The sequence below is a fragment of the Tardiphaga sp. OK245 genome (assembly GCF_900108575.1).
GTDB lineage: Bacteria > Pseudomonadota > Alphaproteobacteria > Rhizobiales > Xanthobacteraceae > Tardiphaga > Tardiphaga robiniae.
Genome location: NZ_FNWZ01000005.1, coordinates 604,014 through 617,863 on the forward strand (window position 1 = coordinate 604,014; position 13,850 = coordinate 617,863).

Consider the following 13,850-nt stretch of genomic DNA (forward strand, 5'->3'; position numbering starts at 1 on the left):
TTGCTTATCCCTCCCTCAAGCAGCGCAGCTGCGCAGTGGGAGGGATACTCTGCGCGCCGGCGCGCCATCACAGATTCAAATTTCAAACAGCCACGCTCTCGCATTCTCGCGGCGCTTGCGCGTCCGAGGTGTGAGCAGTCCCCCTCAGATAGATGAGGGGTGGCAGCGCGCCGTGAGGCGCAAAGGGTGGTTTTTTATCGCGGTCCGCTCCACCGGAACGCCGGCAAGCTGCAACCGCGCAACGCCTCACGGCGCGCCACCGCGGCGATTTCTGTCCCCGGGACCGTTCTTCCGGGCAAAGGCGCAGAGCTCCGCACTCCGCTGATCCCGACGGTTTCCCGCCGTTCACCAATGCCACGTCCAGCCAGCATGAGTGGCAGACCCCCGTAGTGGGGCCGGACGGTGACCCAAGGCCTCCCGAGTGCGCGGGGTACGTCACCCCACACCCGCAGGCGCCGCATCCCTGTTCCACTTCAAGACGCCTCATGAAGCGCCCCTCGCGAACCGGATGAGCGGAGGATAATCCTGTTGGGGATATTGTCAAGAACAATAGGAAAAAATGTTTAAGCCCTATTCTCTCAATTGTCATTCCGGGGCGCGCTCTTGCGCGAGCCCGGAATCCATAACCACGATCGCGCGTATGGATTCCGGGCCTGCCCCCAGCCGGCGACGCCAGCCGGGCGCATCCCGGAATGACAGCCAGTGAGCTCAAATCGCATTGCACTAAGCCCTGAGCGAACTACACTTTCCTCAGCAAGCCCAACACTGGCACACCCCGGTGATCGCAATGACGTATTACGTCTATCTGCTGGCCAGCCGAAAATACGGCACGCTATACATTGGCGTGACGAACGACCTTATACGGCGAGTCTACGAGCATCGTAGCAAGGTGGTTGACGGCTTCACGCGACGTTATGACGTCGACAAGCTCGTTTGGTTTGAGGTCTACGATGACGTCCTGTCGGCCATTGCGCGTGAGAAAGAACTCAAGAAATGGCGCCGCGACTGGAAGATCCGATTGATCGAAGAGCAAAATCCAAACTGGATGGATTTGTATCCGGTGCTTTCCGGCTGACATGGAGTTTATGGATTCCGGGCCCGCGCAAAAGCGCGTCCCGGAATGACAATTGAGAGGTTCGCATTACAGCGGCTTTGCCGCTTTCATGCACCCCGGAATGACGAACATAGGACCAATGCCGGATGACAAGATAGCCTAACGATCACCGTGCCGGCGGCACCGTTTCGATCAGCTTGCCGGTGAAAACGATCGGGCCCGTGGCTGCACCGGTCGGCGAACCGCCTTCCGGCTCGACGGTCACGGCATAGGTGGCCTGATTGACGACGTCGGGATCATAGGCAGCGAGTGCAGCGCGCGATGTGAAGTCGTTGCTGCCGATCACGCCGAGCGAACGCGGGCGTTGCAGCTTGTCGGACACAATCCAGAGCTCGTAGCTTTTGCCGGCCTGCGGTTCGGCGCCAACCTTGCGCACTGTAAAGTTTTTGGTCGCCGCATCGACAGTGAGGATGAATGCGGGTGACGCAGCGTCGGTCTGCAGCAAGGCGACGTATTGCGACTGAGCTGCTGCGGGCGGCGCGACCGGCGCTGGCGCCTGCACCACCTGCTGCGCTGCCTTCGGGCGTAAACCTGCCGGCAGCAATTCGGGGCGATAGGCCTGCACGGCAATCAGCGCAACAAGCATGGCGGCAATCGCGGTCATGCCGGTGGCCACACCGCGCCAGCGTTTTGCCTGGACCGAGAAATCAATCACGTTCGAACGATCGAGCGTCGAGCGATCGATCGCAGGCTGCTCAGCGACGACCGCCGCTGCAGCGACCGGCTGCGGCGCTTCCGGATGCACGATCGTTTCTTGCGTACCGGCCAGACCGATCGCAACGCGGATTTTCTCCCAGACTTCAGGACGCGGCTCGACAAGGCCGACCATCTGATTCAAAACGCCGAGCTTGCGCTCCCACGCCTCGACCACAGCGGCAAAATCCTTGTCAACGGACATCATGGTCTCGACCTGCACGCGCTCTTCGGCACTGAGCGTGCCAAGCGCATATTCCGCGGCAAGCGCGATATGGTCTTCGCTATAGGCCATCATGTCAGTCCCAGACACTCCCGGATGTCCATCATACTGCGGCGCAGCCACGTCTTCACTGTATTGACCGGCGCTTCGAACTTCGTCGCGAGTTGTTCGCGGCTCCAACCATTGTAGTAAGCAAGCAGCACCAGTTTCTGCCGGTCCGGCTCAAGGCGGCCCACGCACTCCAACAAGCGCTTCAATTCTTCGGTCATTTCCTGTCGCGCGAGCGGGTCAGGTGTATCGGCTGCCACTTCCATTGCGGCCGGCTCTTCCTCGATAGACGTTTCGCTTCTCTTGCGAACGACATCGATAGCCCGGTTACGAGCAATCGACGCCATCCACGTGATCGGCGAAGCAACACCGGGATTGAATTGCCCGGCGCTGTTCCAGATCTTGACATAGGCCTCCTGGATGACTTCCTCGGCGAGATCCTGTCTGCGCAAGATACGGATCACGACGCCAAAGAGTTTCGCGCGCGTCGCTGCATAGAGTCGCTCGAAGGCGACTTCATCCCCTTTGGCAACTGCGGCAAGAAGCCAGACCAGTTCAGCCGGCGTCAGCATTACGTCTCCCCAACCTCAATATACCTTTCGCCTTACGGAGGTGCCGCCCGGCGGTATCACCTGTCGTAACATAGATTATAGCAAGCGGGCCATGTCGCTGTTTATGCTGTGGATAGACCACAAACAGCAAACCCGGACCTCGCGGCCCGGGCTTGATGACTTCAATCTTTGAGGCTCGTTGGCTCGCCGCTTCTGCGGATCAGGCCACTGCGCCGATGCGGGCACGCATCAGGCCAATGCTGTCGAGGTCGGCCTGTTCGCGTGCGTTCTCTTCGTCGCGCGCGCGGGCCTGGTCGCGCTCGTCGAGCAGTTCGACCTTCTTGAGTTCTTCGAAAGCTTCACTCAGCAATGCCTTCGCGTCTTCGAGCTGCACGCGCAGCTCATCGGCTGAGCGCGTCAGATTCTCGCGACGCTGGATCGCGGCCTTGGCGTAGGTCGGATAGGCAAAGTGAGTGGGATCCTGAATACCGGCGCGATCCTGTTCGGTCTGGATCTCGCGCTCGAGATCGACCGACATGCGCTGGAAATCCGCGATCATGCCTTCGATCTGATTGACCCGGCGGCGCTTCTCATCGACCTGGAACTTCTTCAGGCGGATCAGGGTGTCACGTGACTTCATCGACTCATACTCCCCAGAAGTCCCAGTCTCAACGCGGGACACAACCGGACAACCGCAAGGGGCTGACCGGCCGAAATTCTTCTCTGAGGGTCATGATGGCCTGACAAAGTTAGCGTTCCGTTTCCAAACCACCAACGATTTGTTGCAGTTGCTGATAGCCTTGGGCCAGTCCGCAGACTTCGTCCTTCCGTTGCCGCAGGAATGCCTCAAGCGGCTCATGGAGCCGGATCGCCTCGTCCACTTCCGGACTGGAACCGGCGCGATAGGCACCCAGCCGGATCAGCTCTTCCATATCCGAATAGGTCGCCATGATCTGCCGCGCCCTCGTGATCGTCGGTAAATAGGCAGGATCGCAGGACCGCGGCATGGTTCGCGACACCGACTTCAGGATATTGATAGCAGGATAGCGGCCACGCTCGGCGATACCGCGTTGCATCACGATATGGCCATCGAGAATGCCGCGCACGGCGTCAGCAACGGGTTCGTTGTGATCGTCGCCGTCGACCAGCACCGTGAAGATACCGGTGATCGAGCCTTCATCGGTGCCCGGCCCTGCCCGCTCCAGCAGTTTCGGCAGTTCGGTGAACACCGTCGGCGTATAGCCTTTCGCGGTCGGCGGCTCGCCGACGGACAGACCGATCTCACGCTGCGCCATGGCGAAACGCGTGACCGAGTCCATCATGCACATGACGTCCTTGCCCTCGTCGCGGAAGAATTCCGAGATCGACAGCGTCAGATAGGCCGCCTGGCGCCGCATCAGTGCCGGCTCGTCCGAAGTCGCCACGACCACGACAGCGCGTGCGAGACCTTCTTCGCCCAAGTCCTCCTGCAAGAACTCCTGCACTTCACGGCCACGTTCGCCGATCAGGCCGATGACCGACACGTCGGCATCGACATTGCGTGCCAGCATCGACAGCAAGACCGACTTGCCGACGCCGGAGCCCGCAAAGATGCCCATACGCTGGCCGCGGCAGCAGGTCAGGAAGGTATTGAGCGAGCGCACCCCGAGATCGAGCGGCGCGCCGACGCGTTTGCGAGAATGCGCCGGCGGCGGAGACGCGCGATATGGCATCGGTGCCGGGCCCTGCAGCAACGGCCCCTTGCCGTCGATCGGCTCGCCCATGGCGTTCACGACGCGGCCGAGCCAGGCGATCGAGGGCCGCACCTGGCTGGCAGCATTGGCGATCACCGCCCGGCAGCCGCGGCGTACACCTTCCAGTCCGGCGAAGGGCATCACCACGGCGTTGTCGCCACTGAAACCGATCACCTCGGCGGGGATGGAACGGCTTGTGCCGGTCTCGATGGTAATGCGGGCACCGACCGACATCGCGTGGATCGGCCCGGCCACCTCAACCATTAACCCGCGAACACCGACCACCCGGCCGTAAATATTGACGCCATCGAGGTCAGTAATCTGTTCCGCAAGGGCTTTCATTGCAAAACCCTTAAGTTTCGCTTCATTGCCGGCTCGGCCTTAACCCCGTGTTTACCCGCATCGTTAATCATTACGTCACTGTCTTGGATGACTGAGAGCATTCGCGCCATCAGAATGAAGGGGCGAGTCGATGGAGTCGGTTAGGTCCGGCTCTTAATGTGGAGCTTGAGCGGGTACGGGTACAAAAAGAGTCTTTGCTGCAACATCTTATGGCGATTCGACAAAAATTGCACGATTAGAGCTTGCGCTGAAGAATCAGGTTTTGTTAACCATATCCAGTCAGGATCCGAATCAGTTGTTCGTAGGCGTTTTTTGGTGCCGCAAGTATGGCGGCCGACCTGACGCCCGGAGCGGCGACTAAAGGGGACTGGCATGCGCGTTTTGCTAATTGAAGATGATAGCGCCGTTGCGCAGTCGATTGAGCTGATGCTCAAATCCGAGAGTTTCAACGTCTATACGACGGATCTCGGAGAAGAGGGCGTCGATCTCGGCAAGCTCTACGACTACGATATTATCCTGCTCGATCTCAATCTGCCGGACATGTCCGGTTACGATGTGCTCAAGCAGCTGCGGGTGTCCAAGATCAAGACCCCGATCCTCATTCTCTCGGGCCTCGCCGGCATCGAGGACAAGGTCAAGGGTCTCGGCGTCGGCGCCGACGACTACATGACCAAGCCCTTCCACAAGGACGAGCTGGTTGCCCGCATTCATGCGATCGTGCGCCGCTCCAAGGGCCACGCCCAGTCGGTCATCCAGACCGGCGACCTGGTGGTCAATCTCGATACCAAGACGGTGGAAGTCGGCGGTCAGCGCGTCCATCTGACGGGCAAGGAATACCAGATGCTGGAGCTGCTCTCGCTCCGCAAGGGCACCACCCTCACCAAGGAAATGTTCCTCAACCACCTCTATGGTGGCATGGACGAGCCCGAACTGAAGATCATCGACGTTTTCATCTGCAAGCTGCGCAAGAAGCTGGCGAATGCTTCCGAAGGCCGCAACTTCATCGAAACCGTCTGGGGCCGTGGCTATGTGCTCCGCGAGCCGCACGAAGAAGAGATCCGCATCCCGGCCTGAGTTTCAAGCCGGCTTAAGCGTCACTCCCCGAAAGTTCTCACGAAACCCCGCCGAAAGGCGGGGTTTTTGTTTGCGTGGATGAACCCACCCTTTGCTTACAGCGACGAATGCCATAGGCGAATACCAAGCGATCATGTTTGGCGCACATTTCGGGGGCGGAATGGTTCTGCAATCTCTGGTCGGGCTGCCGGCCTTTCTGGTCTATTTCTGCACCGGCATTGTCGCCGTGATGCTCTACCTGTTCGTCTATCTGCGCGTAACCGCACATGACGAGTTCGCACTGATCCGCAAGGATTGCGCGCCAGCTGCGATCGCGCTCGGGCTCAGCCTGCTCGGCTTCGTGCTGCCGGTGGCCAGCGCGATCGTCCACTCCGCCAATGTGGTCGACTGCCTGATCTGGGCGATCATCGCGCTGATCGTGCAGATCGCGGTCTATTTCATTCTCCGCATTCCGGTGCCGCAATTGTCGGATCGCATAGCCAATGGCGAGATGGCCCCGGCCCTCTGGCTCGGCCTCGCCTCCCTTGCTGCCGGCGTGCTGAACGCTGCCTCCATGGTGTATTCGCCATGACAAGCGGGCCCGCAAAGAACTTCGGCGAGCGCCGACCCGTGCAGCCGATGCCTGAGGAAGTCCCGTCGCGCAAACGCTCCAACCACGTGGCGCTCTTGCTCATGGGCACCATGGCCCTGGGCGGCGGCGCCTATGCGCTGATGCCGAGCGAACATTGCGACCCGAACCGCGCGGCCATCGCCGGCCAGCAGCAGGAGTGTCAGCAGCGCAGTTCGTCGTCATCCTCCGGCGGCCATGGCTATTCAGGGGGCAGCAGCAGTTCCTCCGGACGCAGCAACTTCGCCAGCGCCGGATCGTCATCCAGCGGCGGATATGACAGCTCGTCATCCAGCAGCAGCCACGTAACCCATGGTGGCTTCGGCTCCTTCGCCTCGCATTTCTCCGGCGGCGGCTAGTTTCTCATGCAACGCATCGCATGTTCCGAGCGTGACGATTGGCAGGCCACCGCAGCCGCGACAGGCTTCGTATTTCATACCGAGGCAGGCGACCGCTATTGGGACGAGCGCGCCTACTACGCTTTCACGCTGGATGAGATCGAGCGTCAGATCGAGGCTCCGACGGCCGAACTCAACGCGATGTGCCGCGAGCTGGTGAGCCGTGCGGTCAAGGATGAGCGCTATCTGCGGCTGCTGAAGATCCCGCAGGCCTACTGGACCTTCATCGCCGCAAGCTGGCAACGGAGCGATCCCAGCCTCTACGGCCGCTTCGATTTCCAGTTCGACGGCAAAGGTCCGGCAAAGCTGCTCGAATACAATGCGGACACGCCAACCTCACTGTTCGAGGCCGCGGTGTTTCAATGGACCTGGCTCGAACAGGCGATCGAGCGCCAGATCATCCCGAAGCGGGCCGATCAATACAACTCGCTGCATGAGCGGCTTATCGAGGCCTGGCGCAAGATCGGCGCCGACAAGGCCATTCATCTCGCAGCCGCCATGGACAATGCCGAGGACCGCGGCACAGTGCAGTATCTCGCCGATGTCGCGCAGCAAGGCGGCCTCACACCGGCGCTGATCGACATCAAGGACATCGGTTATGCCGACAGCGGGCACTTCGTCGATCTCAAGGACCAGCCGATCGACCTGATGTTCAAGCTTTATCCGTGGGAGTGGATGTTCCGCGAGGCATTCGGCGGCCGTCTGAAAGGCGCATCGACGCGCTGGATCGAGCCACCATGGAAAGCCATTCTGTCCAACAAGGGCATCCTGCCGCTGCTATGGGCGATGTTTCCGAACCACCCGAACCTGCTGCCGGCCTATTTCGACGATGATGCTGCAGCCGCTGAGCTCGGCACATCCTATGTGCGCAAGCCGCTCTATTCGCGCGAAGGCGCCAATGTCACGCTTGTGAGCGGCGGCAGCGCCATCGATGCGCAGCCCGGTCCCTATGGCGAAGAAGGCTTCATCCGGCAGATGCTGATGCCACTGCCGAACTTTGCGGATCAGTATCCGGTGCTGGGCAGCTGGCTGGTCGATGACGTGCCATGCGGGCTCTCGATCCGCGAGGATGAGAATCCGATCACCGGCAACATGTCACGCTTCATTCCGCACGCGATCCTGTGACGGCGCTCAGCGTGCCGGCGAAGCAGCGGCCTTGAGACCCACAGGCGTCATGCTCGGCACGATCGACGGTGCGGCACGGACGACGTTCGGACGGTACAGGCCACGCTTGTCGGCATGCGGCTTGAACGCGTCGGTCAGACCGACAACGGTCTCTGCGGCGCCCAGCGCCAGGAAGCCATCGGGCTCCGTGCACTTGGCAAGGCGGCCAAAGATTTGCGTCTTCATGTCTTGATCGAAATAGATCAGCACGTTGCGGCAGAAGACGATGTCGAACTTGCCCATGCTGGAGAAGTCCTGCAGCAGATTGAGCGGCTTGTACTGGATCATCGACCGGATCTCCGGATTGATCTGCCACATCTCGCCGGTCTGCTTGAAGTATTTGACCAGCAGCTGGATCGGCAATCCGCGCTGCACTTCGAACTGGGTGTAGATGCCCGACTTCGACTTCTCGAGCACCTGCTGCGAGATATCGGTGCCGATGATCTCGATCCGCCATCCGGCGAGCTGGGCGCTCATTTCCTTGATGGTCATCGCGATCGAATACGGCTCCTGACCGGTGGACGCAGCCGCACACCAGATCCGCAGGCTCTTGCGGGCGGCACGTGCCTGGATCATCTCCGGCAGCACGACGTCACGCAGATGGTCGAATGGAAGCTTGTCGCGGAAGAAGAAGGTTTCGTTGGTGGTCATCGCCTCGACCACGTCGGACGCAACCGTGGACGAGCCGTTCTTGATCTTCTGGACCAGCTCTTCAATGCCCGACAGGTTGGCCTTGCGCGCGAGCGGCATCAGCCGGCTTTCGACCAGATACTGCTTGTCAGCAGACAGATCGAGACCCGAGCGCTCCTTCAGGAACTTGCGCAGGAAATCATAGTCTGCCGGTGTCATGACCGATCTCCCGAGAAAAGACGAACCACTTTCGAACCGATTTGATTGAGCGGCAGGATAGCCGAGCAGATGCCTGCATTGGCGGCAGCGCCGGGCATACCCCACACCACGCTCGATGCTTCGTCCTGCGCGATGACATTGCCGCCAGCCGCGACGATATCCTTGCCGCCGCGCATGCCGTCCGAACCCATGCCTGTCAACACGACGGCGAGAATGGCGCCGTGCCAGACGTCGATGGCAGACGTGAACAGCGGATCGACAGCAGGCTTGCAGAAATTCACCGGCGGACCGTCATCGAGCGCGATGGCGATGTTGGCACCCTGCTTGACGGCGCGCATATGCTTGCCGCCCGGTGCGAGGTAGATCTGACCGGCCTTGACGATTTCGCCATCGACACCTTCGCGAGCCGGACGCTTGCTGGCCCGGGCAAGATGTTCGGCAAGAATGGTCGTAAAGGTCGGCGGCATATGCTGCGTGATCAGAACAGGCACCTTGTCGATCACGGCGCCGATTTCGGCAACCAGCGTCATCAGGGCCTGCGGCCCGCCAGTGGACGAACCGATCAGCAGCGCGCGTGGCATCGTGGCGCTGAAAGGACGCTTCACGAGCTGCGCCTGCGCGGCGACTGATGTCACGGACTTGAAAGACGGTGCAGCCTCACGCGCCGCGGGAGCTGGCACGATCGACGGCGTCGTCGCCGACTTCAGGCGGCGAACCTTCGCGCCAAGATGACGGATCTTCTGCAACAGGTCGTGCTTGAAGATGTCGGCTGCGGAAATCTCCCGGGTGCTCTCCGGTTTCGGAATGTAGTCGGCGGCGCCGAGCGACATCGCCTTGAAGCTGATCTCCGCGTTGCGGCGGGTCAGCGTCGACGCCATGATGATAATGAGATTCCGCTTCTTCGCCAGCAGCTGCGGCAGCGCCGAAATGCCATCGAGCTCCGGCATTTCAATATCGAGAATCGCAACGTCGGGATTGATGCGCTCGATCTGGTTGACGGCATCGAGACCAGTACGAAGCGACGCCGCGACGGCCATGTCAGGCTCGGCCTCGATCCAGCGCGAGATCAGGCCGCGAATGACGACGGAGTCGTCCACCACCATGACTCGCAGTGGCTCATACCGCGAATCGACAACAGGAGGACTTATCACATCAACACTCATGAACTCACCGGACGCAACACAACGCGACAAATGCACTGACAAAACAAATGCACAAACAAAAAGGCGGGCGCCGGAAGTGGAATACGCAATTCCGGCGTAGAACTTAGATCAGGCCGACTTCCTGAAACTTCGCCGACACGATTTCCTTGTCGAACGGTTTCATGATGTATTCGTTCGCGCCGGCATGCAGAGCGCGCGCGATGTGGGCCACATCGTTTTCGGTCGTGCAGAACACGACCTTTGGAACGTCACCGCCAGGCATGCGGCGCAGGTTACGGAGGAACTCGTAGCCATCCATCACCGGCATGTTCCAATCAAGCAGAACAGCGTCCGGCAGGTTCTGCTTGCAGATTTCGAGCGCTTTCTCGCCGTCTTCAGCTTCGGTGATCTCGAAATCGAGACCTTCGAGAATCCGACGGGCGACCTTACGGATGACACTGGAGTCATCGACAACCAGACATGTCTTCATGTGAGCCTCATTTTCACCGCGGACAAAATTGTCCAAGTGCTGGTCTTAGGCGGCCAGCTTGTCAGGCGAGATTTCAAGGATGCGATCAACGTCGAGTACGACCATCAGTTGCCCATCGAGACGATGGACGCCATCGGCCATCTTGGCCATGCGCGGATCCAGATTGACCGGATTCACCTCACGGCTCTCATCGGCGAGCTTCAGGACTTCGCCGATCGAATCGATCAGCAAGCCGTAGGATTCACCGCGGAGATCGACGCCCACAGCCATCGGCGGCTTGCCGTCATCGTTCTTCGGCAGGCCAAGGCGCGAACGCATGTCGATCGCGGTCACAATTCGACCGCGCAGATTGAGCACGCCGGCGACGTCGCTGGAGGACAGCGGCACGCGGGTCAGGCGCTCGGGCATGAACACGTCCTGCACGCGCGAGATCGGCATGCCGAACAGCTGTCCACCGATCATGGTGGTCACGTATTCGGTGATCGCGCCGTCAGCGCTTGGAGCCTTGGTGGTGGTGGTGGTCGTAGTGGTGGTGGTCATTGCGATTTCCCTCACGCAGCCTGGCGAACTTCAGTGGTCTGTTCTTTGAGCGCCGCAATCAGGCCGGGGCGATCGAACTTGGCGACGTAGTCATGGAAACCTGCGAGGCGACCGCGCTCGATGGCCGCCGGGGAGATCATCGCCGAGAGAGCAATGATCGGCGTGTGGCTGAGTTTCTGATCCGCACGGATGGTCTCGGCGAATTCGAAGCCGTTCATATCCGGCATTTCGATGTCGGTGAGGATTACGTCGACCTCCTGACCCGAGCGCAGGAATGACAAACCTTCCTGGGCGTTGGTGGCGACGCGTACCTTGTAGCCGGCAGCCTTGAGCACGGGCGAGAGCATGTTGCGGAAGAACGCGGAGTCGTCGACCAGCAGCACCGATTGGGCGGTTGCCGAGACACGCATTTCCTTACGCGAGAACCAATCGGCGAAAGCCATCGGCAGGAAGTGACCGACGTCGATCACTTCGGTCGCGAGACCCTTGATGACAGCGGAGCCGAGGATTCCCTCGCGACCGCTGGCCACTTCGATATGCAGGCGCTCTTCGACGATATCGACGATTTCGTCGACGACGAGACCCATCGAGCGACCGTCGTCTGCAAAAACGAGGATTGGCTGGGTACCCGACGTACGGACGGTCACGCCTTCCATCTGCACCAGCGGCATCAGCTGATCGCGGTATTGGACCATGTAGCGGCCGTTCGACAGCTCGACCTTGTCAACGCCCACTTCTTCGAGACGCGTGACGAGACCGAGCGGCACCGCCTTGGGCTGTGCGGAGCCGGCGCGGAACACCAGCAGCGACGTCAGCTGTTCTGCATTCATCGCGCGCATTGCGGCGTTCTCGTCAGCGATCTCGTGAGCGTTGGATGCCAGAGCACCAAGCTCCTGCGCGATGCCGTTCGGATCGACGATCATGATCACCGCGCCATCACCCAGGATGGTGTTGCCGGAGAACATGCCGATGTGACGGAGCTTGGTGGACATCGGCTTGACGACGATTTCTTCGGTGTGGAAGACGCCATCGACGACGATGCCGAAGGTCTGGTTGCCCACCTGGGTCACGACGATGAAGCCGTTCTCCGGATCGGCCGACGAGCCGTCATCGATCTGCAGCAGCTTCTTCAGATGCATCAGCGGCAGCAACTTGTTGCGCAGGCGGAGCACCGGGGTGTCCTTGATGCGCTCGATGCGATGTTCGGAATTGGCGCGCGCACGCACCAGTTCGACGACCGCGAGCTGTGGGATCGCGAAGCGATCACCACCGGCTTCAACGATCAGCGCCGACACGATGGCCAGCGTGAGCGGGATCTTGATGGTGACACTGGAGCCCTCGCCGGCGACCGACTTGATGTCGATGGTGCCGCCGATCTGATCGATATTGGTGCGCACCACGTCCATGCCGACGCCGCGGCCGGAGACGCTGGTAACTGCAGCTGCAGTCGAGAAGCCCGGTGCGAAGATGAACTTGTGGATCTGCGCTTCCGACATCTTCTCGATATCGGCTTCGGTGGCCAGACCGTTCGAGATCGCCTTCGCCTTGATCCGCTCGGTGTTGAGGCCGCGGCCGTTGTCGGCGATGCAGATCAGGATGTGGCCGCCCTCGTGATAGGCGGACAGACGGATGGTGCCCTGCTCCGGCTTGCCTTCGGCAGCGCGCTCAGCCGGCGTTTCGAGGCCGTGATCCGCCGAGTTGCGCACCATGTGGGTGAGCGGATCCTTGATAAGGTCGAGCACCTGGCGATCGAGTTCGGTATCGGCGCCGTGCATCTCGAGTTCGATCTGCTTGCCGAGTTCGCCGGCGAGATCGCGCACGATACGCGGCAGCTTCTGCCAGGCGTTGCCGATCGGCTGCATGCGGGTCTTCATGACGCCGTCCTGCAGTTCGGCGGTCACGGTGGACAGGCGCTGCAGCGGCACCTTGAATTCGGTGTCTTCATGACGACGGCTGATTTCCAGCAGCTGGTTGCGGGTCAGCACCAGCTCCGAGACCATGGTCATCAGATGTTCGAGCGTGTCGACGTTCACGCGGATCGACTGGTTCGCGACCTTGTCAGCTTCTGGCTGGTCGACCTCGACTGCAGTCTTCTTGGCAGCGGGCTTCGGAGCAGCAGCCTTCGGCGCGGCGGGCTTTTCAGCAACCGGAGCCGGCGGCGCGACGGGCGCTGCAGGCGCAGCAGCTGCTACGGGCGGCGCAACTTCGATGGCGGTTTCCTGGAAGGCGCGCTCAAGCTCTTCGAGCGAGACTTCGCCTGGGCGCAATTCACGCTCCAAGGTCGGAACGACCAACGGGGCCGACTCGGCCACGACAGGCGCTTCCGGTGCGATCGGAGGAGCAGATTCCGTCATCGATTCCATGCCTTTTTCGACCATGTGATGCAGTTCGCCAATCAGATCTTCGTCGACGCCTTCCGGCTCCACTTCCGTGGCTTCGAGCTGACTGAGTATTTCCTTGATGCGATCGATCGTGGTCAGGATGAGCGTAACCGCCTCTCCGGTAACCGGCATTCCATCGCGGAATTTGCCCATCAATGTCTCGGCGGCGTGGGCCAGGGCTTCGAGACGGGGCAGTCCGAGAAATCCGCACGTGCCTTTGATGGTGTGAACCAGGCGAAAAATATTATCGAGAATTTTCGCGTTATTCGGGTCCTGTTCGAAGCGGACCAGCTGATTGTCAACCGTATCCAGGCTCTCGTTGGTTTCCGTCAAAAACTCGCGGAGAAGATCATCCATGAAAATAGGCCTTCACACTCCAGGCTCGCGACTTTCGCTACGCCTTTCGAAGTCTGGCTACTTTCCCCGCAAAGCGTTTAATATTAGTTGAGCATTCCCAAAAACAATGAATGCGACATTTAGCTATATGCTCGCACACGTACG

Annotated in this window: 14 protein-coding genes; 5 read left to right on the top strand and 9 right to left on the bottom strand. The window is 60.5% G+C overall.

Going from position 1 to position 13,850, the window contains the following annotated elements:
- Positions 1-787 precede the first annotated feature (787 nt).
- Positions 788-1,075, top strand: coding sequence for a GIY-YIG nuclease family protein (locus BLW80_RS25940; RefSeq protein WP_068737108.1), 288 nt, complete (start codon positions 788-790; stop codon positions 1,073-1,075).
- Between the two features lie 145 nt (positions 1,076-1,220).
- Here BLW80_RS25940 and BLW80_RS25945 read toward each other — a convergent pair whose 3' ends face one another.
- From BLW80_RS25945 to fliI, 4 genes are all read right to left on the bottom strand, one after another.
- Positions 1,221-2,102 (bottom strand): anti-sigma factor, encoded by an 882-nt coding sequence (locus tag BLW80_RS25945; protein ID WP_093761193.1) that lies wholly within the window; start codon positions 2,100-2,102, stop codon positions 1,221-1,223.
- Entirely contained in the window at positions 2,102-2,650 is a 549-nt protein-coding gene (locus BLW80_RS25950) for a sigma-70 family RNA polymerase sigma factor (RefSeq protein WP_093760972.1), read from the bottom strand. The genes BLW80_RS25945 and BLW80_RS25950 overlap by 1 nt, the downstream gene beginning before the upstream one ends.
- Before the next feature lie 199 nt (positions 2,651-2,849).
- A complete protein-coding gene (gene fliJ / locus BLW80_RS25955; protein ID WP_068737112.1) occupies positions 2,850-3,269 on the bottom strand; it encodes a flagellar export protein FliJ in 420 nt (139 codons plus the stop codon).
- Between the two features lie 109 nt (positions 3,270-3,378).
- Entirely contained in the window at positions 3,379-4,704 is a 1,326-nt protein-coding gene (gene fliI, locus BLW80_RS25960; RefSeq protein WP_089267515.1) for a flagellar protein export ATPase FliI, read from the bottom strand.
- A 372-nt stretch (positions 4,705-5,076) separates the two neighbouring features.
- Between fliI and ctrA the strand changes: the two genes are divergently transcribed.
- From ctrA to BLW80_RS25980, 4 genes are all read left to right on the top strand, one after another.
- Positions 5,077-5,778: a response regulator transcription factor CtrA gene (ctrA, locus tag BLW80_RS25965; protein ID WP_068737116.1), complete on the top strand. Its 702-nt coding sequence runs from the start codon at positions 5,077-5,079 to the stop codon at positions 5,776-5,778.
- A 160-nt stretch (positions 5,779-5,938) separates the two neighbouring features.
- Positions 5,939-6,349 carry a DUF350 domain-containing protein gene (locus BLW80_RS25970; RefSeq protein WP_068737118.1) on the top strand — a complete coding sequence of 137 codons (411 nt, stop codon included), beginning with the start codon at positions 5,939-5,941 and terminating at the stop codon, positions 6,347-6,349.
- Positions 6,346-6,744, top strand: a complete 399-nt coding sequence (locus tag BLW80_RS25975; RefSeq protein ID WP_093760974.1) for a hypothetical protein — start codon at positions 6,346-6,348, stop codon at positions 6,742-6,744. Before BLW80_RS25970 ends, BLW80_RS25975 begins: the two co-directional genes overlap by 4 nt.
- Before the next feature lie 6 nt (positions 6,745-6,750).
- Positions 6,751-7,908 (top strand): glutathionylspermidine synthase family protein, encoded by a 1,158-nt coding sequence (locus tag BLW80_RS25980; RefSeq protein WP_093760976.1) that lies wholly within the window; start codon positions 6,751-6,753, stop codon positions 7,906-7,908.
- A 6-nt stretch (positions 7,909-7,914) separates the two neighbouring features.
- On the opposite strand, the gene BLW80_RS25985 is transcribed toward BLW80_RS25980, so the two are convergent.
- From BLW80_RS25985 to BLW80_RS26005, 5 genes are all read right to left on the bottom strand, one after another.
- Positions 7,915-8,796 carry a CheR family methyltransferase gene (locus tag BLW80_RS25985; protein WP_093760978.1) on the bottom strand — a complete coding sequence of 294 codons (882 nt, stop codon included), beginning with the start codon at positions 8,794-8,796 and terminating at the stop codon, positions 7,915-7,917.
- Positions 8,793-9,959, bottom strand: coding sequence for a protein-glutamate methylesterase/protein-glutamine glutaminase (locus BLW80_RS25990; protein ID WP_093760980.1), 1,167 nt, complete (start codon positions 9,957-9,959; stop codon positions 8,793-8,795). Before BLW80_RS25990 ends, BLW80_RS25985 begins: the two co-directional genes overlap by 4 nt.
- 103 nt (positions 9,960-10,062) lie before the next feature.
- The gene (locus BLW80_RS25995; protein ID WP_068737128.1) at positions 10,063-10,428 is read right to left on the bottom strand and encodes a response regulator; all 366 of its coding nucleotides are present in this window, start codon (positions 10,426-10,428) and stop codon (positions 10,063-10,065) included.
- 45 nt (positions 10,429-10,473) lie between these two features.
- Positions 10,474-10,968 (bottom strand): chemotaxis protein CheW, encoded by a 495-nt coding sequence (locus tag BLW80_RS26000; protein ID WP_093760982.1) that lies wholly within the window; start codon positions 10,966-10,968, stop codon positions 10,474-10,476.
- 11 nt (positions 10,969-10,979) lie between these two features.
- A complete protein-coding gene (locus tag BLW80_RS26005) occupies positions 10,980-13,706 on the bottom strand; it encodes a hybrid sensor histidine kinase/response regulator (RefSeq protein WP_093760984.1) in 2,727 nt (908 codons plus the stop codon).
- Positions 13,707-13,850 lie beyond the last annotated feature (144 nt).

What these genes read in the sequence shown, in the direction of transcription:
- fliJ (WP_068737112.1), bottom strand. Translation starts at nt 3,269, where the DNA reads ATGAAGTCACGTGACACCCTGATCCGCCTGAAGAAGTTCCAGGTCGAT.
- ctrA (WP_068737116.1), top strand. Translation starts at nt 5,077, where the DNA reads ATGCGCGTTTTGCTAATTGAAGATGATAGCGCCGTTGCGCAGTCGATT.
- BLW80_RS26000 (WP_093760982.1), bottom strand. Translation starts at nt 10,968, where the DNA reads ATGACCACCACCACTACGACCACCACCACCACCAAGGCTCCAAGCGCT.
- fliI (WP_089267515.1), bottom strand. Translation starts at nt 4,704, where the DNA reads ATGAAAGCCCTTGCGGAACAGATTACTGACCTCGATGGCGTCAATATT.
- BLW80_RS25980 (WP_093760976.1), top strand. Translation starts at nt 6,751, where the DNA reads ATGCAACGCATCGCATGTTCCGAGCGTGACGATTGGCAGGCCACCGCA.
- BLW80_RS25945 (WP_093761193.1), bottom strand. Translation starts at nt 2,102, where the DNA reads ATGGCCTATAGCGAAGACCATATCGCGCTTGCCGCGGAATATGCGCTT.
- BLW80_RS25975 (WP_093760974.1), top strand. Translation starts at nt 6,346, where the DNA reads ATGACAAGCGGGCCCGCAAAGAACTTCGGCGAGCGCCGACCCGTGCAG.
- BLW80_RS25995 (WP_068737128.1), bottom strand. Translation starts at nt 10,428, where the DNA reads ATGAAGACATGTCTGGTTGTCGATGACTCCAGTGTCATCCGTAAGGTC.
- BLW80_RS25970 (WP_068737118.1), top strand. Translation starts at nt 5,939, where the DNA reads ATGGTTCTGCAATCTCTGGTCGGGCTGCCGGCCTTTCTGGTCTATTTC.
- BLW80_RS25950 (WP_093760972.1), bottom strand. Translation starts at nt 2,650, where the DNA reads ATGCTGACGCCGGCTGAACTGGTCTGGCTTCTTGCCGCAGTTGCCAAA.
- BLW80_RS25940 (WP_068737108.1), top strand. Translation starts at nt 788, where the DNA reads ATGACGTATTACGTCTATCTGCTGGCCAGCCGAAAATACGGCACGCTA.
- BLW80_RS26005 (WP_093760984.1), bottom strand. Translation starts at nt 13,706, where the DNA reads ATGGATGATCTTCTCCGCGAGTTTTTGACGGAAACCAACGAGAGCCTG.
- BLW80_RS25990 (WP_093760980.1), bottom strand. Translation starts at nt 9,959, where the DNA reads ATGAGTGTTGATGTGATAAGTCCTCCTGTTGTCGATTCGCGGTATGAG.
- BLW80_RS25985 (WP_093760978.1), bottom strand. Translation starts at nt 8,796, where the DNA reads ATGACACCGGCAGACTATGATTTCCTGCGCAAGTTCCTGAAGGAGCGC.